Raw genomic sequence first — 23,117 nt, forward strand, 5'->3', positions numbered from 1 at the left:
AGGTACAATGGCAAAGAAACCAGGAAAAGAAGTAAATAGTGCTCAGAGCGGCCTAGCTGAACTGAAATCGCGTCTGTTATTTGTTATAGGTGCGCTTTTAGTGTTCCGAGCAGGCTCATTTGTGCCAATTCCTGGGATTGACGCTGCTGTCCTTGCTGATCTTTTCGAACAGCAGCAGGGTACTATCATTGAACTGTTTAACATGTTCTCTGGTGGTGCACTGTCGCGTGCCTCAATTCTTGCTCTAGGTATTATGCCGTATATTTCGGCATCTATCGTTGTTCAACTGTTAACAGTTGTTCATCCACCTCTAGCAGAATTGAAAAAAGAAGGTGAGTCTGGTCGTCGTAAGATTAATCAGTACACACGTTATGGCACCTTGGTTCTGGCTACATTCCAAGCAATTGGTATTGCAACCGGTCTACCAAGCATGATTCCAGGGTTAGTTTCTAACCCTGACATGATGTTCTATCTGACAGCTACAGTAAGTTTAGTAACTGGTACCATGTTCTTAATGTGGTTAGGTGAACAAATTACTGAGCGTGGCATCGGTAACGGTATATCTTTGATTATTTTCACAGGTATCGTTGCAGGTTTACCACCAGCTATTGGTGAAACGATCCAGCAGGCGCGTCAAGGTGAACTGCACGTGCTTCTTCTATTACTAATTGCAGTGTTATCGTTTGCAGTTATCTACTTTGTTGTGTTCATGGAGCGTGGTCAACGTCGTATCGTCGTTAACTATGCGAAGCGTCAGCAAGGCCGTAAGGTATTTGCAGCACAAAGTACTCACTTGCCACTTAAAATTAATATGGCTGGTGTGATACCTGCAATATTTGCATCTAGTATTATACTATTCCCTGGGACATTGGCTCAGTGGTTTGGTGGTAATGGTGAAGGAACATTCGGTTGGTTAACTGATGTTTCCATGGCGTTAAGCCCTGGTCAGCCATTATATGTAATGCTTTATGCAGCAGCAATTATCTTCTTCTGTTTCTTCTATACAGCGCTGGTATTTAACCCGCGTGAAACAGCTGATAACTTGAAGAAGTCTGGTGCATTCGTACCCGGAATCCGCCCAGGTGAACAGACTACGAAATATATTGATAAAGTTATGACCCGTTTAACCTTAGCTGGTGCGATGTATATTACCTTTATCTGTCTGATCCCTGAGTTTATGATGATTGCATGGAATGTTCGCTTCTATTTTGGCGGTACTTCCCTACTAATCGTAGTTGTAGTTATCATGGACTTTATGGCACAGGTTCAGACTCATCTGATGTCTCAGCAGTATGAGTCCGTTTTGAAGAAAGCTAATCTGAAAGGCTATGGCCGTTAATTTCAGATCCATTTACGGAGTTTAGCAATGAAAGTTCGTGCTTCCGTTAAGAAAATCTGCCGCAACTGTAAAGTTATTAAGCGCAACGGTGTTGTGCGTATAATTTGTGTTGAACCAAAGCATAAACAACGCCAAGGTTAATTTAGCAGAAATTTTTACTTGATATATTAAGTTAGGCCGAGTATTATTCTCGGCCTACCTTTTGTGTGCAAAAGAAGTAGTTATAGCCGCAACGTATCCTCATCGGGCTTTGTTGTGGCTCTTCTTAAGAAAAAGTACTAGGAGTGAATAGTGGCCCGTATAGCAGGCATTAACATTCCTGATCATAAACACGCTGTAATTGCACTTACTGCAATTTACGGCATCGGTAAGACTCGCTCGCAAGCTATTTTAGCTGCAGTTGGTATTGCTGAAGATGTTAAGATCAGTGAACTGAATGATGAGCAGATTGATATTCTGCGTGATGGTGTTGCCAAATACACTGTAGAAGGCGACTTACGTCGTGAAGTATCGATGAACATCAAGCGTCTTATGGACCTTGGCTGTTATCGTGGTCTTCGTCACCGTCGCAGTCTACCGTTGCGTGGACAGCGTACTAAAACCAACGCACGTACCCGTAAAGGTCCGCGCAAGCCGATCAAAAGATAATCGGATAAGGTAGAGAGTACAATGGCAAAACAACCTACTCGCGCTCGTAAGCGCGTTCGTAAGCAAGTAGCGGATGGCGTAGCGCACATTCATGCTTCTTTCAACAACACAATCGTAACCATTACTGACCGTCAAGGTAATGCACTAGCTTGGGCTACTGCAGGTGGTTCTGGTTTCCGTGGTTCTCGTAAATCTACTCCGTTTGCTGCACAAGTTGCTGCTGAGCGTTGTGGTGAAATGGCCAAAGAATATGGCGTTAAGAACCTTGAAGTTATGGTTAAGGGCCCTGGTCCTGGTCGTGAGTCAACTATCCGTGCGTTAAACGCTGCTGGATACCGCATCACAAACATCGTTGATGCTACTCCGATCCCTCATAACGGTTGTCGTCCACCTAAGAAACGTCGCGTTTAAGTTTCGTTTCTAGGAATATTGGAGAAAGAACATGGCAAGATATTTGGGTCCTAAGCTGAAGCTTAGCCGTCGCGAAGGCACTGATTTATTCCTTAAATCAGGCGTACGTGCGATCGATACCAAGTGTAAGATCGATAACGCTCCAGGTGTACACGGCGCTCGTCGCGGTCGTCTATCTGAATATGGCGTTCAGCTTCGTGAGAAGCAAAAAGTTCGTCGTATGTATGGCGTACTAGAAAAACAATTCCGTAACTACTACAAAGATGCTGCTCGTATTAAAGGCAACACAGGTGAAAACCTACTTCAACTTCTTGAAGGTCGTCTAGATAACGTAGTTTACCGCATGGGCTTTGGCGCTACACGTGCTGAATCTCGTCAACTAGTTAGCCATAAGTCTATTCTAGTTAATGGTAAAGTAGTTAACGTTCCTTCTTTCAAAGTTGCGGCTAACGACGTTGTTTCAATTCGTGAAAAAGCTAAACAGCAATCACGTATTAAAGCTGCTCTAGAAGTTGCTGAACAACGCGAAAAACCAACTTGGATTGAAGTAGATGCTGGCAAAATGGAAGGTACGTTTAAGCGTCTTCCTGAACGTTCTGATTTGTCTGCCGACATCAACGAACACTTGATCGTCGAGCTTTACTCTAAGTAAAGCTTCAATATAGAGAGGACACAATGCAGGGTTCTGTAACAGAATTTCTAAAGCCGCGTCTAGTTGACATTGAACAAGTTAGCCAGACTCACGCAAAAGTAACTCTTGAGCCGTTAGAGCGTGGTTTTGGCCACACTCTAGGTAACGCTCTACGTCGTATTTTACTATCTTCAATGCCGGGTTGTGCCGTAACTGAAGTAGAAATCGAAGGCGTATTACATGAGTACAGCACCAAAGAAGGTGTTCAGGAAGATATCCTTGAAATCCTTCTAAACCTTAAAGGCCTTGCCGTTAAGGTTGAGGGTAAAGATGAAGTTATCATTACTCTTAACAAGTCTGGTGCAGGCCCTGTTGTTGCAGGTGACATCACCCATGATGGTGATGTTGAGATTGCGAACCCAGAGCATGTAATCTGCCACTTAACTGATGACAATGCTGAAATCAGCATGAGAATCAAGGTAGAGCGTGGTCGCGGCTATGTACCATCAACAGCGCGTATTCATAATGAAGAAGATGAGCGTCCAATCGGTCGTTTGCTTATCGATGCAACTTACAGCCCAGTAGATAAAATATCTTATGCGGTTGAAGCGGCTCGTGTTGAGCAACGTACTGACTTAGACAAGCTTGTTATCGATATGGAAACAAACGGTACGCTTGATCCTGAGGAAGCTATCCGTCGTGCAGCTACAATTTTAGCTGAACAACTGGATGCATTTGTAGATCTTCGTGATGTACGAGTTCCTGAAGAGAAAGAAGAAAAGCCAGAGTTCGATCCGATCCTACTGCGTCCTGTAGACGATCTTGAACTAACGGTTCGCTCTGCTAACTGTTTGAAAGCAGAAGCGATTCACTACATTGGTGATCTGGTGCAGCGCACTGAGGTTGAGCTACTTAAAACGCCAAACCTTGGTAAGAAATCTTTAACTGAAATTAAAGATGTTCTAGCTTCACGTGGTCTTTCTTTAGGCATGCGCCTAGAGAACTGGCCACCAGCGTCTATCGCTGAAGATTAATCAGTTCACTAATTATCTAGTTAGAAGGATTAGGTCATGCGCCATCGTAAGAGTGGTCGTCAACTCAACCGCAACAGCAGCCACCGTAAAGCTATGTTTAGCAATATGGCTTGCTCTTTGGTTCGTCACGAGATTATCAAGACGACTGTACCAAAAGCAAAAGAGCTTCGCCGTGTAGTTGAGCCTTTGATTACATTAGCTAAGACAGACAGTGTTGCTAACCGTCGTCTAGCATTTGCTCGCACTCGTGATAACGAAGTTGTAGCAAAACTATTTACCGAGTTAGGTCCACGCTTTGCACAACGTGCTGGTGGTTACACTCGTATTCTGAAGTGCGGTTTCCGTACAGGCGATAAAGCACCAATGGCATACATTGAGCTTGTAGATCGTCCAGAAGTAGAAGCTGCAGCTGAGTAATCAGTAAGTAGTTTCACAAAAAAACCGAGTCTTAGGACTCGGTTTTTTTATATTCTGAATTTAATACCTATGCCAGTAATTATCTAATTAATTACACAAGTATAAGAAAAATTATTTCTGCCATTCAGTAAGAAAATTATGAACCTTATCAACCATATTGCTAGAGCCAACAAAGAATGGTACTCGTTGATGTAATTCGGTTGGTTTAAGGTCTAGAATTCTCGTTTCCCCATCTGTCGCTTTCCCTCCAGCTTCTTCAATTAGCATTGCCATTGGATTACATTCATAAAGTAATCGTAATTTCCCGTTTGGATAAGCCTGCGTACTTGGGTATAGATAAATACCACCTTTCAGTAAGTTTCTGTGGAAATCAGCAACCAGTGAACCGATATAACGCGAGGTATAAGGACGATTCTCTTCAGGACAGATTTCTTGGCAGTATTTTAGATATTGTTTTACGCCTTCAGGGAAACGAATGTAATTGCCTTCGTTAATGGAATAAATATTACCATTTTGTGGAATTTTCATATCTTCATGAGATAAGCAGAACACACCTAAAGATGGATCATAAGTAAAGCCGTGAACCCCATTACCCGTACTATAAACAAGCATGGTTGATGAGCCATAAATAATATAACCAGCGGCGACTTGTTGGCTTCCTGGTTGAAGAAAGTCTTCTTCGGTCGGTGGTGTTCCAATCGGTGATATACGGCGATAAATAGAGAAAATAGTTCCGACAGAGACGTTAACATCAATATTTGATGAGCCATCCAATGGGTCCATTAATACTACGTATTTTGCGTCTTTGTTTAGCGCCTTGTTAAAAGCAACGGCTTCGTCTTCTTCTTCACTTGCGACACCGCAAACTTGGCCACGGTTTTCTAATGCCGCTTTGAATTTATCATTGGCATACAGATCCAATTTTTGCTGTTGCTCACCTTGAATATTTTCTTCACCAGAAGCACCAGTGATATCAACAAGCCCTGCTTTATTTATTTCGCGGTTAACAATTTTAGCTGCCAACTTAATTGAACCAATAAGTGAGGAAAGCTCTCCGCTTGCGTGAGGAAAGTCATGCTGCTTAGCAACAATAAACTCACCTAGGGTTCTCATTTCAGACATAGTTATTCCTTTATTCTCTGTTATTAGATATCAACGATAAGTAGGGTTAGGTACTGATTTATTTTTACAGTAGTTGTGTTACTGTTTGCTGTAATTCATTCTATAGCATAGAACTTTTTAAGAGTATTGAAGTAACTCTGTATCGGGATTACTCACTTAATTTAATATAAGACGGTTTTTATTATGCATATTCACATTCTTGGTATTTGCGGCACTTTTATGGGGGGCGCTGCGACATTAGCTCGCCAACTTGGACATAAGGTTACTGGGTGCGATGCTAACGTGTATCCACCAATGAGCACGTTATTAGAATCTCAAGGTATTGAGATCATCCAAGGCTTTGACCCAAGCCAGCTAGACCCTGCGCCAGACCTTGTTGTGATTGGTAATGCAATGAGTCGCGGGAACCCGTGCGTTGAATATGTATTGGATAAGAATCTGAAATACACCTCAGGGCCACAATGGCTTCAAGAGTTCTTATTACAAGATCGCTGGGTAATGGCAGTTGCAGGAACGCATGGTAAAACGACCACTGCAAGTATGCTTACATGGGTACTTGAAGAGTGTGGCTATAAACCTGGTTTCTTAGTCGGTGGTGTACTTGGTAACTTTGGTGAATCGGCTCGTTTAGGCGAAAGCATGTTTTTTGTCGTAGAAGCGGATGAATATGACAGTGCTTTTTTTGATAAGCGTTCTAAGTTCGTTCATTACCGCCCGAGAACTCTTGTGTTGAACAACCTTGAATTTGATCATGCAGATATTTTTGATGATCTTGCAGCTATTCAGCGTCAGTTCCATCATTTAATTAGAACGGTTCCAAGTACGGGACGTATTTTCGCACCAAAACAAGATAAGCCACTAGAGCAAGTGCTAGCGCAAGGTTGTTGGAGTGAGCTTGAATTTACCGGTGAAGATGGTCAATGGAAAGCGATTAAACTTGAGAAAGATGGCAGTCAATTCGAGGTCTATTTTGCAGGCGAGAAAGTAGGACAAGTAAATTGGGATCTCGTCGGCGATCATAATGTCAGTAACGCATTGATGGTTGTCGCTTCAGCTCGTCATGTGGGTGTCACTCCTGATTTAGCTTGTGAAGCGTTAGGTAAGTTTATTAATACTAAGCGTCGTCTAGAGTTTAAAGGCGAAGTAAATGGAGTCACTGTGTATGATGATTTTGCTCATCACCCAACAGCGATTGATCTAACGCTAGGTGGCTTACGCAATAAAGTGGGCGATAAGAAAATTATTGCGGTACTAGAGCCTCGTTCAAGCACCATGAAATTAGGCGTTCACAAAGATACGTTGGCGGCTTCTCTGCATGCAGCCGATTCGGTTTATCTTTTCCAACCAGATAATATCACTTGGTCAGTAGATGATGTTGCACAACAATGCACTCAGCCCGCTTATACCCATAATGATATTGACTGCTTTGTTGATATGATTGTGGCCGAAGCACAACCAGGCGATCAGATATTAGTCATGAGTAATGGTGGTTTTGAAGGCATTCACGGTAAATTACTTGATAAGTTGAGCCAATAAATGAAATCCAAAAAGAAAGCGATCACATTAGCTATGACCGGAGCCTCTGGTGCTCCTTATGGACTCCGTCTATTAGAGTGTTTATTGGCCGCGGACTATCATGTTTACTTTCTTATCTCCTCGGCAGCTCGTGTGGTGATGGCAACAGAGCATGATCTGAAGTTAGCAAGTGGCCCTGATGCGATGAAAGCGGCACTGGTTGAGCATCTTGGTTGTAATGCTGATAATTTAACGGTTTGTGGTAAAGAGGATTGGTTCTCACCAGTCGCTTCTGGATCAGCAGCACCAAAGCAAATGGTAGTGTGCCCGTGCTCTGCAGGTAGTGTTGCCTCTATTGCTCATGGTATTTCGGATAACTTAATAGAGCGCGCTGCGGATGTGGTGTTAAAAGAGCGTGGTCAATTAATTCTTGTTGTCCGAGAAACCCCATTTTCAACGCTGCATTTAGAAAATATGTTAAAGCTCTCTCAAATTGGTGCGACGATCATGCCTGCCGCGCCTGGTTTTTATCATCAACCAAAGTCGATTGAAGATTTAATTGATTTTATGGTCGCTCGAATATTAGATCATTTAGGTGTAGAGCAAGGGTTAGTCCCTCGCTGGGGTTACGATCACCGTTGATATAATGAATGAGTCTAGAGAAAACCTCTGGCTCATTGCTTGATTCACACATACAATATGGCCTCTCATCGGGGAGCAACCGATATCAACTAGTTATCTAGAGTGGTATTCGCTGAGATTAGTAAGCATTGGATAATGCTCGCTTAAACCCGTACTACCTGACTCAGATAATGCTGGCGTAGGGATTGAGATGACATCCTCTTAGAGAATATCACCTTAATTCTGTGCCGCTCAAAAGGATGTAAGCGCACACAATGAACACTCTTTCTATTTCCTCTCCATTTAAACTATTGCCGACAGCGTTAGCTATCGTCGCGGCGTCTTCTTTTTCAGTTTCTGCTGCAGAGACAGAGACTCTAACCGTTTACACCTATGACTCTTTTGCGGCCGATTGGGGCCCAGGACCAACGATTGAAGCGGCTTTTGAAGCTCAATGTGGCTGTGATTTAAAATTAGTGGCACTTGATGATGGTGTTTCTATTTTGAATCGACTTCGGTTAGAAGGGAAAAATGCCAAAGCAGATGTGGTGTTAGGTTTAGATAATAACTTAATGGCAGAAGCGAAGGCGACAGGGTTATTGGCTCAGCATCAAGTGAATACGGATTCTGTTACTTTACCAGGTGGTTGGAATGACACGACATTTGTTCCTTATGATTTCGGTTACTTTGCGTTTGTTTACAATAAAGAAAAAGTAGCAAATCCGCCAAAAAGCTTAAAAGAGTTAGTCGAGCAGCGCGATGATCTAAAAGTAATTTATCAAGATCCACGAACCTCGACACCTGGACAGGGATTATTACTGTGGATGAAGTCTGTTTATGGTGATGAAGCACCACAAGCGTGGAAGCAACTCGCTAAGAAAACGGTCACAGTAACCAAAGGCTGGTCTGAAGCTTACAGTATGTTCCTAGAAGGTGAGTCTGATTTGGTTTTGTCTTATACGACTTCTCCAGCGTATCATTTGATTGCTGAAAAAGACGATAGATTTGCTGCGGCTAATTTTTCTGAAGGTCACTACACTCAAGTAGAAGTGGCAGCGAAAGTAAAAAATACGCAACATAGTAAACTGGCTGATGAGTTCCTTACCTTTATTTTAACTGATAAGTTTCAATCAGCGATGCCAACAGGTAACTGGATGTACCCTGTGACCGATGTCGCTTTGCCTGAGGGTTTTGATCGCTTAACTGTGCCGAGTAAAGCGCTGTCATTTGATTCACAAGCGATTTCACAACAGCGTAAATCATGGATCCGTGAGTGGCAACACGCCCTGACATTCTAATTTGAAATAAGGGGCACCGTTGTGCTCCTTTCTTTTGGCAATTATGAAAAATACCTCTTCTTATCATTCAGTTCCTTTATTGGGCTATTTAATCGCGATTGTCATTATTGGCTTTGTTGGCGGAGCGATCAGTGCTCTGCTTTTAGAATCGCCAAGTTTGGATTTAAGTCTCGTTTGGTCAGATCCTTATTATCGCTATATTACTCAGTTCAGTTTATACCAAGCATTCCTTTCTACTGTATTTAGTATCAGTCTTGCGATCCCTACAGCGTATGCCTTATCACGACGTCAGTTTAAAGGACGAGGCTTACTACTGAAGCTTTGTGCTACCACACTTGTGCTACCTGTATTAGTGGGTGTTTTTGGTTTACTTTCTATTTATGGAAATAGCGGCTTAATCGCTGATCTATTTCAATGGTTTGGTTATTCTCTGCCATTTTCAATTTATGGCTTAAATGGCATTTTACTCGCGCATGTTTTTTTCAATTATCCTTTCGCGACACGGTTGTTTCTACAAAGTTTAGATTCTATTCCTACAGAGCAACATCAACTTTCGGCTCATTTAGGGTTAACGGGTTGGAGCAAATACCGATTGGTGGCATGGCCAAGAATTAAGCAGCAATTACCTCATGTCGCTGGCCTCGTATTCATGCTTTGCTTCACTAGTTTTGCTACGGTAATGGCATTAGGTGGCGGTCCAAAATCAACCACGATTGAATTGGCAATATATCAGGCGATCAAGTTTGATTTTGATTTGCAGGCGGGCGCTATTTTAGCCTTATGGCAGATGTTGCTATGTGGCGTGCTTTCTTTATCCATTCAACGTTTTTCTAAATCGATTGCTGTTGACTCGGCATCCATTTCTCAAGCGGTGTTGTATCAAGATTCAACCCAGGAACAGTGGTGGGACAGAGGGTGGATTATATTACTGATACTCTTTTTATTACCGCCGTTACTGATGGTGGTGCTTAGTGGTTTAAATTCTGAATTGATGACGGTGTTTAGTTCATCAGATTTCTGGTTAGCGGTAGTAAACTCATTAATAGTGGCTTTAGGGGCTGCGGTATTAGCAATGATATTTGGCGTTATCTTGTTGCATACGACTCGTGCGTTGAGATTAAAGCAGAAGCGATTATTAGCTGATAAATTAGATCTAATAGGAACGATGATCTTAGTGACTCCGGGCTTGGTGATCAGTACTGGGTTGTTTTTATTACTCAGAAATATGACCGACGTGTTTTCAATTGCGATTTGGATAGTAGTCGTAGTGAATGCGCTTATGGCATTGCCGTATGTGATAAAAACACTCGCGCAACCTCTGCTGCATATTGCACAACAATACCAATTATTATCAGCAAGCTTAGGTCTCTATGGCTTTACTCGTTTTCGATTGATTGAATGGCGAGCATTAAGAAAACCTATGGCTCATGCATTTGCGATTGCCTTTATTATGTCGATTGGTGATTTAAGTGCGATTGCTTTGTTTGGCAGCCAAGAGTTTAGAACCTTGCCTTTGTATCTGTTTCAATTATTAGGCAGCTATCAAATGGAAGCCGCCGCAGTGGTTTCCTTAAGTTTATTGCTATTAAGTGTTGGTGTATTTGGCGTGGTGGAGTGGTTATTCTCTTCTAAACACAATCATAAAGGTGGAGCATAATGCTGAGTTTTTCGGATGTAAAATATCGTTATCATTCAGAATTATTTGAATTTGATTTAGATGTAAAACAAGGTGATGTTGTCGCTGTTCTTGGTCCAAGTGGGGCAGGGAAGAGTACCTTGTTGAGTTTATTGGCAGGATTCATCAATCCAGAATCTGGTGATATCACGATCAACAACACGTCGCTACTATCAAAGGCGCCACATCAGCGTCCATTGTCGATGCTATTTCAAGAGCACAACTTATTTGCTCACCTCTCGATTGCCGATAACATTGGTTTAGGTATTAAAGCGAATTTGCGCTTAAATGAGACAGAGAAAGAGCAAGTTATTCACGCTGCTCAACAAGTCGGAGTCGATGAATTATTACATCGTTTACCTGAACAGTTATCTGGTGGGCAAAAACAACGGGTAGCATTAGCTCGATGTTTAGTACAAAAAAAGCCAGTATTGCTATTGGACGAACCTTTTTCTGCACTGGACCCTATGTTGCGTGAAGAGATGATTTCTTTAATCAATCAACTCATTAAATCTCAGAATCTTACGGTGATGATGGTGACTCATAGTTTGCAGGATGCAAAAGCACTGGCCTCTCATTACGCCTTTGTGTGTGAGCATAAAATATTGAGTTCTGGAAAAGTATCTGAACTAATAACGCAAGATAATCCGCCGCAATTAGAGCGATATTTGCAAGCGGTTAAGTAAACTTTTTCCTCTCAAATTGGGTATAATCTACTACACTCAGTTTTATGATAAATAGGCGTGACCTATGTGCTGTCATACAGTAACATTAGCGCCCTTTTGAACCTCGCCTTAAGGCTGTCTATTCAGGTTCTAAAATTTCTCACTCTATATAAAATAAACTAATTTTGAGGTGTGTTACCACTATGTCATTTGCTTTGGGCCAACGTTGGATCAGTGATACAGAAAGTGATTTGGGTTTAGGAACAGTTGTTGCTGTTGATGATAGAACCGTATCTGTACTTTTTGCCGCATCAGAAGAAAATCGTTTATACGCAAGACACGATGCACCCGTTACCCGAGTGATGTTCAATAAGGGAGATACAATTGAAAGCCATGAAGGCTGGTCACTTGAAGTAGAAGACGTTATTGAAGACGCTGGACTACTTACTTATATCGGAACACGTGTAGATACTGATGAAACGAATGTTGTTCTTCGTGAAACATTACTAAGCCATCAGATCCGCTTTAATAAACCTCAAGATAAATTATTTGCAGGCCAAATTGATCGGATGGATCGTTTTGCTTTGCGTTACCGTGCGTTGCAAAATCAATACGAACAACATAAAAACCCAATGCGTGGTTTATGTGGTATGCGTGCAGGTTTGATCCCACATCAATTATTTATCGCTCAAGAAGTTGGTCGTCGCTACGCACCGCGTGTTTTACTGGCTGATGAAGTTGGTTTAGGTAAGACAATTGAAGCAGGTATGATCATTCATCAGCAAGTGCTGTCTGGCCGTGCTGAACGTGTGCTTATTGTGGTTCCTGAAACCCTGCAACACCAATGGTTAGTTGAAATGATGCGTCGTTTCAATCTGCATTTCTCTATCTTTGATGAAGAGCGTTGTGTTGAAGCTTATGCGGATTCAGAAAACCCATTTGATACCGCTCAACTTGTATTGTGTTCATTAGATTTTATTCGTAAAAGTAAGCGTCGTTTTGAGCAAGTGGTTGAGGCGGATTGGGATTTGCTTGTCGTCGATGAAGCACATCACCTTGAGTGGAACCAAACAAAACCAAGTCGTGAATACCAAGTGATTGAAGCGATTGCAGAAGAGACCGCCGGTGTTCTACTGCTAACAGCAACGCCTGAGCAACTAGGTCACGAAAGTCACTTTGCTCGTTTACGTTTGTTAGATCCAGATCGTTTCTACGACTATGACGCATTTGTTGAAGAAGAGCGTCAATATCAGCCTGTTGCTGATGCCGTAACCGCATTAATGAGTGGCGACAAGCTATCGAATGAGGCGAAAAATCGCATTGCAGATCTACTTTCTGAGCAAGATGCTGAGCCTTTATTTAGAATTATTGAGTCTTCTGCATCAGAAGAAGAACAAGCACAGGCACGTCAAGAATTAGTGGACAACTTAATGGACCGTCACGGTACAGGGCGTGTGTTATTCCGTAATACTCGTGCTGCAATTAAAGGCTTCCCATTACGTAACCTGAACTTAATGCCTATGCCTCTACCATCACAGTATGCAACGTCAATGCGTGTAGCGACTATGATGGGCGGTCGTATGAGCGATGAAGCTCGTGCAATGAAAATGCTTTATCCTGAAGAGATCTTCCAAGAGTTTGAAGGCGATAGTGCTACGTGGTGGCAGTTTGATCCACGGGTTAACTGGTTGCTTGAATTATTGAAAGAAAACCGTAATGAGAAAGTATTAATTATCGCTTCTCGCGCTTCAACCGCACTGCAATTAGAGCAAGCGTTACGTGAGCGTGAAGGCATTCGTGGGACGGTTTTCCATGAAGGTATGTCTATCATTGAGCGTGATAAAGCTGCGGCTTACTTCGCACAAGAAGAAGGTGGCGCACAAGTACTTATCTGTTCTGAAATTGGCTCTGAAGGTCGTAACTTCCAGTTTGCTAACCAATTAGTGATGTTTGATTTACCTTTCAATCCTGACTTACTTGAGCAACGTATTGGTCGTTTGGATCGTATTGGTCAAAAGCGTGATATCGATATTCATGTTCCATATTTGCAAGGGACCTCTCAAGAGCTATTAGCGCGTTGGTTTGATGAGGGTTTAAATGCCTTTGGTGAAACCTGTCCAACAGGTCGTGCTGTGTATGAAAAATTCGCAGATACGATTATTGCGATTTTGGCGACGGGTAAATCAGATGGATTAGAACCTCTGATTGAAGAATCTGCAGCACTAAATAAAGAATTAAAAGCGCAATTAGAGCAAGGTCGAGATCGCTTATTAGAAGTTCACTCTAATGGTGGTGATAAAGCAAAAGCACTTGCTGAAGAAATTGCCGCAACGGATGGTGATACAAACTTAGTTAATTTTGCATTCAACCTATTTGATACTATTGGCTTGAATCAGGATGACAAAGGCGAAAATGCCATTGTTGTTACTCCAGCAGAAAATATGTTGGTGTCGAGCTACCCAGGTCTGCCTTATGAAGGTTGTACGATTACCTTTGATCGCGAAACGGCACTCTCTCGTGAAGATATGAACTTGATCAGCTGGGAACACCCAATGATCCAAGGTGGTATTGATTTAGTTTTAACCGAAGGCGTGGGTGCTACAGCGGTTTCTTTATTGAAAAATAAAGCGTTGCCGGCAGGGACGTTATTGCTTGAATTGGTTTATGTGGTGGATGCACAAGCGCCTAAGCAAAGTGGTATCGGTCGCTTCTTACCTAAAACGCCAATTCGTTTAATGATGGATGGTAAAGGTAATGATCTTTCAGCTCAAGTTGAGTTTGAAAGCTTTAACCGTCAGTTAAGCCCTGTAAACCGTCACATGGCAAGCAAGCTTGTGAACTCTGTTCAAAAAGAGATCCATGCGCTAATTGATACGGCTGAAGTGAGTATTGAAGATCGTATTGAAGCGGTTCGAGTGGATGCAAACGCAGAGATGAAAGCAGCATTAAATGCAGAACTAGAGCGTTTACAAGCATTGAAAGCGGTAAACCCAAATATCCGTGATGAAGAGTTAACTCAGATTGAAACTCAAATGAGTGAGCTTTCAGGATATATAGGTAAAGCGCAAGTTCAGCTTGATTCACTGCGTTTAATCGTTGTGAGCCATAACTAATCATGGCAATGCTTGAATACAATCCACCAATGGAACCGCTTGATATTGTCTATCAAGATGAAGCGATTCTTGCGGTGAATAAACCTGCGGGATTACTCTCTAATCCCGGTAGGGCTCCAGAGCACTATGACAGTGTATGGTCCCGTGTTATCGCTGAGTTTCCAGAAGCTCAGCTTGTGCACCGCCTTGATATGTCGACGTCTGGGCTAATGATTTTTGCTTTATATAAAGAAGCCGAAAGGCACATTAAAAAGCAGTTTCAGTATCGCTTAACTCATAAAGTGTATTACGCACGAGTATGGGGGAAAGTCGAGAAAACAGAAGGGCATATCGATTTACCGTTAATTTGTGATTGGCCAAATCGTCCACGCCAAATGGTGTGTTACGAGCATGGAAAACCATCACAAACGGGGTACCAAGTGATACAGGTTGAAGATAAGACAACATTAGTGCGCTTATTGCCGATCACGGGTCGTTCTCATCAACTGCGTGTGCATATGATGGAAGAGGGGCATGAGATTGTTGGAGATGAGTTTTACGCGTGTGAAGAGGCTCTGGAGTTTTCTGAACGTTTGCAACTGCACTCTGCTGAATTGAGTTTTTATCATCCAGAAACCGATAAGTTCATCAGTTTATTTGCACCTTGTGAGTTTTATCCTGAGGCGAAATCGGGTGTATTAGATGCAATGAATATTGCACCGGTGAGACCTGATTATAAGACCTTACCTAAGCAATAATCTGAGTAGATTGATATAAAAAACAAAAAGGAGCCAAACGGCTCCTTTTTTATTGAGGAAAATAGTAGAACATAATGATGGGAAGTTAGCCTTGTGGCTTAACTACCATTACGTTAATAGGTGAGTTTTCTACCACTTTACTCGCCACAGAGCCCAGCATTACTTTATCTATTTTTGAGCGTTTATGGCTTGGCATAACGATTAAATCCGCACCAAGACGTTCTGCGTAATCTAAGATGGTGACGTAAGGTTTACCTTCAGACACATGAACTTTATATACCACTTCTTCATCAACAAATTTAGCTGCAAATTCGTTTAATTGAATAGAGACATCTTCTTTCATCTTCTTCGCGGCATCTTTAGGAAAATAAGTAGAGACCATCGACATATGAATACCAGGTAAAACATTCAATAAATGCAGTTCTGCATTGGATTGTTTTGCATGCCAAACTGCTAACTCAACCGCTTTATCAGCAAAGCCTTTTTCATTTAAATCTACTGGAACCAATATTTGTTTATACATGATTTTTATTACCTAATTAGGGGAGGATTACTCCCCTAGATTCCATTCATTAATTTATGCCACCAAGTTTTCCTTTTTCGCTCGGCGACGCTGATTAAAGCCTAGTGCAAACAGTAGAAGTAGTGTTGGTACAAATACCCACTCTTTCAGAGGGCGTTCTGCATCAAGCACAACATTCTTTATTTCCCAGTCAAAATCAATTCCAGAAGCTTCGGCTGGACTGCCAAATTCAACCATATCTACAATCATCTTGTTATCTACTTTAGATAGCATTAGACCCATAGAGCCTACACGTTCATCACCAGTGACTGCTCGATCTTCAAAAGGTAAGCGAACCGTTTTGCTAATGACATCGCCCTCTAGATCTTGTCCTGTCACTTCTAATGTCAGTGATTGTCCCACATTTAGTCCTTCAGCAATTTGAGCGATCTCAATACCTTGGTGATAATCTTTAGCTGGATAGATTTGATCCCACCAGAAACCTGGGCGGAACAGTGAGAATGTGATCAAGAGTAGTAGTATGACTTCCCACCATTTTGTTTTAGTAAACCACCAGCCTTGTGTTGCGGCAGAGAAGGTCAACATCGCAATGATTGAAGAGATAATTGTTAGAGCTAAGTGCCACCAAGAATCAATTCCCATTAATAGTAGTTGGGTATTGAAAACAAACATGAAAGGCAAAATCGCGGTACGAATATCATAGGTAAAACCTTGAATACCAGTACGGATTGGATCTGATTTTGCAATTGCGGCTGCAGCAAAAGCCGCAAGACCTACAGGAGGCGTATCATCGGCCAGAATACCAAAGTAGAACACGAATAAGTGAACCGCAATTAATGGAATGATCAGACCGTGTGCAGCACCTAAGGTTACAATAACGGGAGCCATCAAGGTAGATACAACAATATAGTTAGCCGTTGTTGGTAAACCCATGCCTAAAATCAAGCTGATTACCGCAGTAAATAGCAGCATAAGAATGATGCTACCACCAGAGATAAACTCTACAAAATCAGTCATTACTAGTCCGATACCCGTTAAGGTTACCACACCAACAACCGTACCAGCAGCAGCGGTAGCTACACCAATACCAATCATGTTTCGAGCACCTGATACTAGACTTTCTAGTAAATCATTAAACCCTTGTTTTACTTGCTCTGCTACATTGTCTTCTTTAGCAAAAAAACCAATGAGTGGGCGTTGAGTCAGTAGGATGAAAATCATAAATACTGATGCCCAAAAAGCAGATAAACCTGGAGAGAAGCGCTCTACTGTTAAACACCATACTAATACGACGATAGGCAGTAAGAAGTGCAGACCAGATTTGATGGTTGGTCCTGGATCTGGAACCTCAGTCAGCTCTTCATCAATCGCCATCATTGCATGTTCTTGATACTTTGCAGAGATGCTAACTAAGCCCACATAAGAAAGTAATAGAGCAACCGTTACAATTGGGGTTGCGCCATCACCGAAGACATCTTTAGTCCAACCAATGCCGTAATAAACGGCAGCACTCATAACACAAAGACCTAAAATCGTTCCAGTGAAAGAAAGTAAGCTGTGAAGTAACTTTGGTGTATGGCGACGAGGAAGGCCAGTCATTCCTGCTTTACATGCTTCTAGGTGAACAATGTAGAGTAGGGCGATATAAGAAATTAGAGCGGGTAATAATGCCGCTTTAATTACTTCTACATAAGAGATACCAACGTATTCAACCATTAAGAATGCAGCTGCACCCATAATTGGCGGTGTTAATTGTCCATTGGTTGATGCAGCAACTTCGACAGCTCCGGCTTTTTCACCAGAGAAGCCAACACGCTTCATTAGTGGGATCGTAAACGTACCGGTTGTTACTACGTTAGCAATTGATGAACCAGAAACTAAACCTGATAGACCTGAAGCTACGACAGCTGCTTTTGCTGGGCCCCCTTTCATGTGACCAAGTAAAGAGAACGCGACTTTAATAAAGTAAGCACCAGCACCTGCTTTTTCTAGCATGGCACCAAATAAAACAAATAAGAAAACAAAAGAAGTGGATACACCTAGTGCAACACCAAAAACGCCTTCAGTTGTTAGCCATAGATGTGACATTGCTTTATTTAGACTTGCGCCCTTGTGTGCAATGACATCTGGCATATGAGGGCCAGCAAAGGTGTAAAGCAAGAATACAGCAGCAACCACCATCAGTGGTGGACCTAAAGCGCGACGTGTAGCTTCAAGTAATAGCACCATACCTACGACGGATGCAATAATATCAGGAGTCGTTGGAGCGCCAGAACGATCCGCAAGTTGCGCATAGAAAATATAAATATAAGCGGCTGAAAAACTGCCTGCAAATGCAAGAGCCCAATCAACGGCGGGTATACGGTCTCTTGGTGAGTTTTTAAGAGCGGGATAAGCCGTGAAGGCTAAGAAAATAGCAAACGCTAAATGTATTGAACGTGCTTCAGTATCATTGAGTATGCCGAAATCAAAAATGAACGGTAAAGGGGAAGCATACCAAAGTTGAAACAGAGACCAACATAGTGGAACAAACCATAGAATACGGCCAGATAATCCTTGCGGTGAACGCGCACCAGTATCAGATTGGGCCACCATTTCTTGCACATCTTGTGACGTATTTGACGACTGCGTCATGTACTTTTCCTTAGTGATGGTCGAACCTAACACTCAATCATTAAGTATTAGATTACTGAATATAAGCCAATATATAGGCTAGAAAGAACCGATCTTTAAATCCGTTTTATTATTGGTTGTTATCCGTGGCATAGAAAGATCAGGGGTGTTAGAAGAAACGAAGAGACCAACGGGTCTCTTCGTTTTATAACAACACTACCAGTAAAGGATAGTGCTACTTAGAAGATATACTATTTTAGTAGACCAACTTCTTTGTAGTATTTCACTGCACCTGGGTGTAATGGGATAGAAAGACCTTCTTTTACCATGTCTTCTTTTTTCAGTGTTGCAAATGCTGGGTGTAGACGTTTGAACGTATTAAAGTTCTCAAACACCGCTTTTGCTACACTGTAAGCAACTTCATCAGAAACATCAGAAGTTGTAACCATTGTTGCCGCAACACCAAAGCTATTTACATCGTCTTCAGTACCGCGGTACATACCTGCAGGTACTGTTGTATTAGCATAGTAAGGGTTATCAGCAACGATCTTATCAATTTTAGGACCCGTAGCAGAGACTAACTTAGCATCACAAGACGTCGTAGCTTCTTTGATTGAACCATTTGGGTGACCAACCATGTAGATGAACGCATCAATTTTGTTGTCACAAAGAGCTTGTGAACGCTCTGAACCTTTTAGTTCAGAAGCTAGCTTAAAGCTATCGTTAGTCCAACCCATAGCATCCATAACAACACTCATTGTTGCACGGTCACCAGAACCTGGATTACCAATGTTTACACGTTTTCCTTCTAAATCAGCAACGTTGTTAATGCCTGAATCTGTACGAGCGATGATGTTAAAAGGTTCTGTATGAAGAGAGAACATTGCACGTAGTTTCTTATAAGGGCCTTGAGCTTCAAATTTACTTGTGCCGTTATAGCCATGGTACTGCCAATCTGATTGAACGATACCAAAGTCAAGCTCGCCTGCACGGATAGTGTTTACGTTGTAGATTGAACCGCCTGTTGATTCAACAGAACAGCGAACATTATGTTCTTTACGATCTTTGTTCACTAACTTACAAATGGCACCGCCAGTTGGGTAGTAAACACCAGTCACTGAACCAGTACCAATAGTAATGAACTCCTGAGCGCTCGCAGTTCCCATACCAGCACCAAGCATTGCAGTAGCAACAGCGGTTACTTTAATTAAGTTTTTTAATGCCATGTTATTCCTTTCCTTATTATGTTGTTTCTCTCTTATCTAAATGTTCTAGAGGCTAGAAGGTGAAAAATGAGAAACAGTATTTATTTACTTCATCGTGAAGTTTTAAATTTCCTGTTACGGAAATGGCATGCGAATGATAGCAAATTAATACAAGTTTTTTAAAACGCTGTTAACTAAAATATATCAAAAGTGTGAAATAACTAACTATTGATGAGTTTAATAATTAGCATTTTCGTCTAAATTTACATTTTGTTAACGCAGAGATTAGAGGGACGTTGAAGAGAACGAGAGAGTAAAGGTCACTTAACTATTAAATGTGACCTCTATTTATTCGGAAGAGTGACGTTACACGCTGTATTCAAAAAGATCGCAAACAGAGTCAAATAAGTCAGCGACATTAATTGATCGTGTTGGAGTAATGAAGATAGTATCATCGCCAGCAACTACGCCTAAAATTCCTTCAGATTTTCCTAAAGAGTCCAGTAATCGAGCAATAAGTTGAGCTGCACCCGGGCCTGTGTGAATAACAACTAATGCATTGTTGTAATCAATATCCATCACTAGTTCACGTAACGAGCTTGAAACCGTAGGCACTCCAAGTTCAATGGGTAGGCAATACACCATTTCCATTTTGGCATTACGAGTTCGAACTGCGCCAAACTTAGTTAGCATTCGCGATACTTTTGATTGATTGATGTTATCGAAACCAGAGATACGAAGGGCATCAACAATTTCACCTTGCGAACCAAATCGTTCCGCTTTAAGAATGGATTTAAATTCTTTAACTAATCGTTCTTGCTTTTCATTATTTCGCATGATGTTTTGATTCTTTTTGCAATAATTCCTACTATTCTCGCATAATTATTTACCTATAACCAAATCAAAATGGAATTTATGTGAATACTTACTCATGTTTTATTCATTATATTTTGTTCAAGATCTCTAATTCGTAAGACAATTTCATTTACAAGCAAGGATAAATGCAAGTAGAGTCGCGCTCAATTTGTAGCACGATTAGGATGTCATTGCGTAAGGTCGCAAAGCGAAGCGAAGAGCATTGAATTTCATTTGAGCTTGCTATAACGTCACTTTCAGTTTGAAAGTAAATTAATAATAAAAATATACCTCTACTACTCAAGGAGAAAGAACATGAAAGTTGCTGTTATTGGCGCCGCAGGAGGCATCGGACAAGCGTTAGCATTACTTCTTAAGAATCGACTACCAGCAGGATCTGATCTTGCTCTTTATGATATTGCACCGGTAACCCCAGGTGTTGCTGCGGATCTTAGTCACATCCCAACGCCAGTTTCTATCAAAGGATATTGCGGTGAAGATCCAACACCAGCTCTTGATAATGCAGACGTTGTTTTAATTTCTGCAGGTGTTGCTCGTAAACCAGGAATGGATCGCTCAGATCTTTTCAATATTAATGCAGGCATTGTTAAGTCATTAGCTGAAAAAATTGCAGTGACATGCCCAAATGCGTGTATTGGTATTATTACTAACCCAGTAAATACAACCGTTGCGATTGCTGCTGAAGTATTAAAGAAAGCGGGTGTATACGATAAAAATAAATTGTTTGGTGTGACTACACTAGATGTGATCCGTTCGGAAACGTTTGTTGCTGAATTAAAAGACAAAGATCCAGGTGAGATCCGCGTACCAGTTATCGGTGGTCACTCAGGCGTAACTATTCTTCCTCTTCTTTCTCAAGTTGAAGGTGTTGAGTTTACTGCTGAAGAAGTTGCGGCATTAACTCCTCGCATTCAAAATGCAGGAACAGAAGTTGTTGAAGCAAAAGCCGGTGGTGGTTCTGCGACACTTTCAATGGGTCAAGCGGCGTGTCGCTTTGGTCTATCACTAGTAAAAGCATTAAGTGGTGAGAAAGGCGTTGTTGAATGTGCTTATGTTGAAGGTAATGGTGAGCATGCTCGCTTCTTCGCTCAGCCAATTCTTCTTGGTAAGAATGGCGTTGAAGAAATTCAATCTTATGGTGAACTGAGTGCATTTGAACAAGAAGCATTAGATAGCATGCTAGATACTTTGAAAGCGGATATCAAAATTGGTGAAGAGTTCGTTAAGTAATACCAATTCCATTAATTATCTGATCATTATTACTGGTTAAATCGCTTAATAGCTGCGTTAAAAATTATTATTGTAGAATAACTACTTATAAGAATTTTCGTCTTACTCTTAAGTGATTTTCCTGCGTAATAAATAGATCATCTAATTAGTTACATTGGTATGACGAATAATTGGTCTATTTATAAAAGAAAAGGGCAGATAGTGAATATCTGCCCTTTTTATTTTCTTATTTTAAGCGTAAACGTTACTTACTGCGTTTAACTGCTAAGTGAGCCAGTGCTTTTAACGCTTCTTTATAATCTGATTCAGGCAGTATATTTAATTCAGCAATCGCTTTATCTGCTTCTTCATCTGCTTTTAACTTAGTGTACTCTAATGAACCCACTTCTTTCATACAGGCTAAGATAGGCTCTAGTTTATCGAGTCCATTCCCTTGCTCAATCGCTTCACGGATCATCGCTGCTTGCTCAGCATTACCGTGATTCATTGCATGCAGTAAAGGAAGTGTTGGTTTACCTTCTGCGAGATCATCACCGACATTTTTACCCATGTCTTCACCATCAGAGGTGTAATCCATGACATCATCAATAAGCTGGAATGCAGTGCCGAGGTATTTGCCGTAATTTTGTAGAGCGGTTTCAATTTCTTGTGATGCATCATTTAGGATCGCACCGATCTGAGTCGCAGCTTCGAATAGGCGAGCGGTCTTAGAGTAGATCACTTGCATATAGCTTTCTTCAGTCGTATTAGGATCGTTGCAATTCATTAGTTGCAGAACTTCACCTTCGGCGATCACATTGACTGACTCACTCATTAAGCTAAGGATCTTTATGGATCCTAAGCTCGTCATCATTTGGAATGAGCGTGTATAAATAAAATCACCAACCAGTACACTTGCTGCATTACCAAATTCAGCATTCGCTGTGGCTTTTCCACGACGCATATCTGATTCATCTACAACATCATCATGAAGTAATGTTGCTGTATGAATAAATTCAATAAAGGCCGCAGCCATTGTGTGGTCTTTACCTTCGTATCCAAGTGCTTTTGCAGATAAAATAGCAAGAACTGGGCGTAGACGTTTTCCGCCGCCGCTTACAATGTAAAAACCAAGTTGGTTGATAAGCGCAACATCTGAGTTCAGTTGAGCTAGGATGGTTTCATTTACGATTGCCATGTCATCAGCCGTAAGGGCTTGGATAGCTTTAAAATCCATTATTATTCCAGCAAGGTTAGGGCCCAATGTAGGCTTAAGTGTAATAAGTGATTACATAAATAATACACTAAAATGGGGTTGGCAATACAGTCGAAAATTACCTCCTTATGGCTTATTAAGCATGCCGGTGATCTTTTCATCATTTTTCTTCATTTTTGGGTTGTCAGATTGAAATCATTCGCGTAGAATCCGGACCCTATTGATGACAAGTTTAACGCACACCAAAAT

21 protein-coding genes are annotated in these 23,117 nt (G+C 41.5%); 15 read left to right on the forward strand and 6 right to left on the reverse strand.

The window, feature by feature from the left end; genetic code table 11:
* The first annotated feature begins 7 nt into the window (after positions 1-7).
* From secY to rplQ, 7 genes are all read left to right on the forward strand, one after another.
* Positions 8-1,339, forward strand: coding sequence for a preprotein translocase subunit SecY (secY, locus tag AC2INI_RS01110; protein WP_122032869.1), 1,332 nt, complete (start codon positions 8-10; stop codon positions 1,337-1,339).
* Between the two features lie 27 nt (positions 1,340-1,366).
* Complete coding sequence (gene rpmJ, locus AC2INI_RS01115) at positions 1,367-1,480, forward strand: 50S ribosomal protein L36 (protein WP_044583162.1); 114 nt, start codon at positions 1,367-1,369, stop codon at positions 1,478-1,480.
* A 150-nt stretch (positions 1,481-1,630) separates the two neighbouring features.
* A complete protein-coding gene (gene rpsM / locus AC2INI_RS01120) occupies positions 1,631-1,987 on the forward strand; it encodes a 30S ribosomal protein S13 (RefSeq protein ID WP_122032870.1) in 357 nt (118 codons plus the stop codon).
* Between the two features lie 21 nt (positions 1,988-2,008).
* On the forward strand, positions 2,009-2,398 hold the full coding sequence (rpsK, locus tag AC2INI_RS01125) for a 30S ribosomal protein S11 (protein WP_005303517.1): 390 nt from the start codon (positions 2,009-2,011) through the stop codon (positions 2,396-2,398).
* Positions 2,399-2,429: 31 nt separating this feature from the next.
* Positions 2,430-3,050, forward strand: a complete 621-nt coding sequence (rpsD, locus tag AC2INI_RS01130) for a 30S ribosomal protein S4 (protein ID WP_045103035.1) — start codon at positions 2,430-2,432, stop codon at positions 3,048-3,050.
* Positions 3,051-3,073: 23 nt separating this feature from the next.
* Positions 3,074-4,063, forward strand: coding sequence for a DNA-directed RNA polymerase subunit alpha (locus tag AC2INI_RS01135; protein WP_122032871.1), 990 nt, complete (start codon positions 3,074-3,076; stop codon positions 4,061-4,063).
* Between the two features lie 36 nt (positions 4,064-4,099).
* Complete coding sequence (gene rplQ, locus AC2INI_RS01140; protein ID WP_012549173.1) at positions 4,100-4,480, forward strand: 50S ribosomal protein L17; 381 nt, start codon at positions 4,100-4,102, stop codon at positions 4,478-4,480.
* A gap of 111 nt (positions 4,481-4,591) precedes the next feature.
* On the opposite strand, the gene fbp is transcribed toward rplQ, so the two are convergent.
* Positions 4,592-5,602, reverse strand: a complete 1,011-nt coding sequence (fbp, locus tag AC2INI_RS01145; RefSeq protein WP_486305162.1) for a class 1 fructose-bisphosphatase — start codon at positions 5,600-5,602, stop codon at positions 4,592-4,594.
* Between the two features lie 183 nt (positions 5,603-5,785).
* Here fbp and mpl point away from each other — a divergent pair, with 183 nt between their 5' ends.
* The 7 genes from mpl to AC2INI_RS01180 all read left to right on the forward strand — a co-directional run bounded on the left by mpl (position 5,786) and on the right by AC2INI_RS01180 (position 15,226).
* Entirely contained in the window at positions 5,786-7,138 is a 1,353-nt protein-coding gene (gene mpl / locus AC2INI_RS01150) for a UDP-N-acetylmuramate:L-alanyl-gamma-D-glutamyl-meso-diaminopimelate ligase (protein WP_486305163.1), read from the forward strand.
* Positions 7,139-7,759, forward strand: a complete 621-nt coding sequence (locus AC2INI_RS01155) for a flavin prenyltransferase UbiX (protein WP_486305164.1) — start codon at positions 7,139-7,141, stop codon at positions 7,757-7,759.
* A 254-nt stretch (positions 7,760-8,013) separates the two neighbouring features.
* Positions 8,014-9,036 (forward strand): thiamine ABC transporter substrate binding subunit, encoded by a 1,023-nt coding sequence (gene thiB / locus AC2INI_RS01160; RefSeq protein ID WP_486305165.1) that lies wholly within the window; start codon positions 8,014-8,016, stop codon positions 9,034-9,036.
* A gap of 43 nt (positions 9,037-9,079) precedes the next feature.
* Positions 9,080-10,693, forward strand: coding sequence for a thiamine/thiamine pyrophosphate ABC transporter permease ThiP (gene thiP, locus AC2INI_RS01165; protein ID WP_486305166.1), 1,614 nt, complete (start codon positions 9,080-9,082; stop codon positions 10,691-10,693).
* Entirely contained in the window at positions 10,693-11,397 is a 705-nt protein-coding gene (gene thiQ, locus AC2INI_RS01170) for a thiamine ABC transporter ATP-binding protein (RefSeq protein WP_486305167.1), read from the forward strand. Before thiP ends, thiQ begins: the two co-directional genes overlap by 1 nt.
* Positions 11,398-11,579: 182 nt before the next feature.
* Positions 11,580-14,489: an RNA polymerase-associated protein RapA gene (rapA, locus tag AC2INI_RS01175; RefSeq protein WP_486305168.1), complete on the forward strand. Its 2,910-nt coding sequence runs from the start codon at positions 11,580-11,582 to the stop codon at positions 14,487-14,489.
* Positions 14,490-14,491: 2 nt separating this feature from the next.
* The gene (locus AC2INI_RS01180; RefSeq protein ID WP_486305169.1) at positions 14,492-15,226 is read left to right on the forward strand and encodes a pseudouridine synthase; all 735 of its coding nucleotides are present in this window, start codon (positions 14,492-14,494) and stop codon (positions 15,224-15,226) included.
* An 85-nt stretch (positions 15,227-15,311) separates the two neighbouring features.
* Here AC2INI_RS01180 and AC2INI_RS01185 read toward each other — a convergent pair whose 3' ends face one another.
* From AC2INI_RS01185 to argR, 4 genes are all read right to left on the reverse strand, one after another.
* Positions 15,312-15,749, reverse strand: coding sequence for a universal stress protein (locus tag AC2INI_RS01185; protein WP_122032880.1), 438 nt, complete (start codon positions 15,747-15,749; stop codon positions 15,312-15,314).
* Between the two features lie 54 nt (positions 15,750-15,803).
* Entirely contained in the window at positions 15,804-18,383 is a 2,580-nt protein-coding gene (locus AC2INI_RS01190) for a TRAP transporter permease (protein ID WP_486305170.1), read from the reverse strand.
* A gap of 230 nt (positions 18,384-18,613) precedes the next feature.
* On the reverse strand, positions 18,614-19,588 hold the full coding sequence (locus tag AC2INI_RS01195) for a TAXI family TRAP transporter solute-binding subunit (RefSeq protein ID WP_486305171.1): 975 nt from the start codon (positions 19,586-19,588) through the stop codon (positions 18,614-18,616).
* Between the two features lie 345 nt (positions 19,589-19,933).
* Complete coding sequence (argR, locus tag AC2INI_RS01200) at positions 19,934-20,404, reverse strand: transcriptional regulator ArgR (RefSeq protein WP_122032883.1); 471 nt, start codon at positions 20,402-20,404, stop codon at positions 19,934-19,936.
* Between the two features lie 333 nt (positions 20,405-20,737).
* Here argR and mdh point away from each other — a divergent pair, with 333 nt between their 5' ends.
* On the forward strand, positions 20,738-21,673 hold the full coding sequence (gene mdh, locus AC2INI_RS01205; RefSeq protein WP_045103021.1) for a malate dehydrogenase: 936 nt from the start codon (positions 20,738-20,740) through the stop codon (positions 21,671-21,673).
* A gap of 244 nt (positions 21,674-21,917) precedes the next feature.
* Here mdh and ispB read toward each other — a convergent pair whose 3' ends face one another.
* Positions 21,918-22,889, reverse strand: a complete 972-nt coding sequence (gene ispB / locus AC2INI_RS01210; protein ID WP_486305172.1) for an octaprenyl diphosphate synthase — start codon at positions 22,887-22,889, stop codon at positions 21,918-21,920.
* Positions 22,890-23,117: the final 228 nt, after the last annotated feature.

Source organism: Aliivibrio friggae (genome assembly GCF_057368515.1).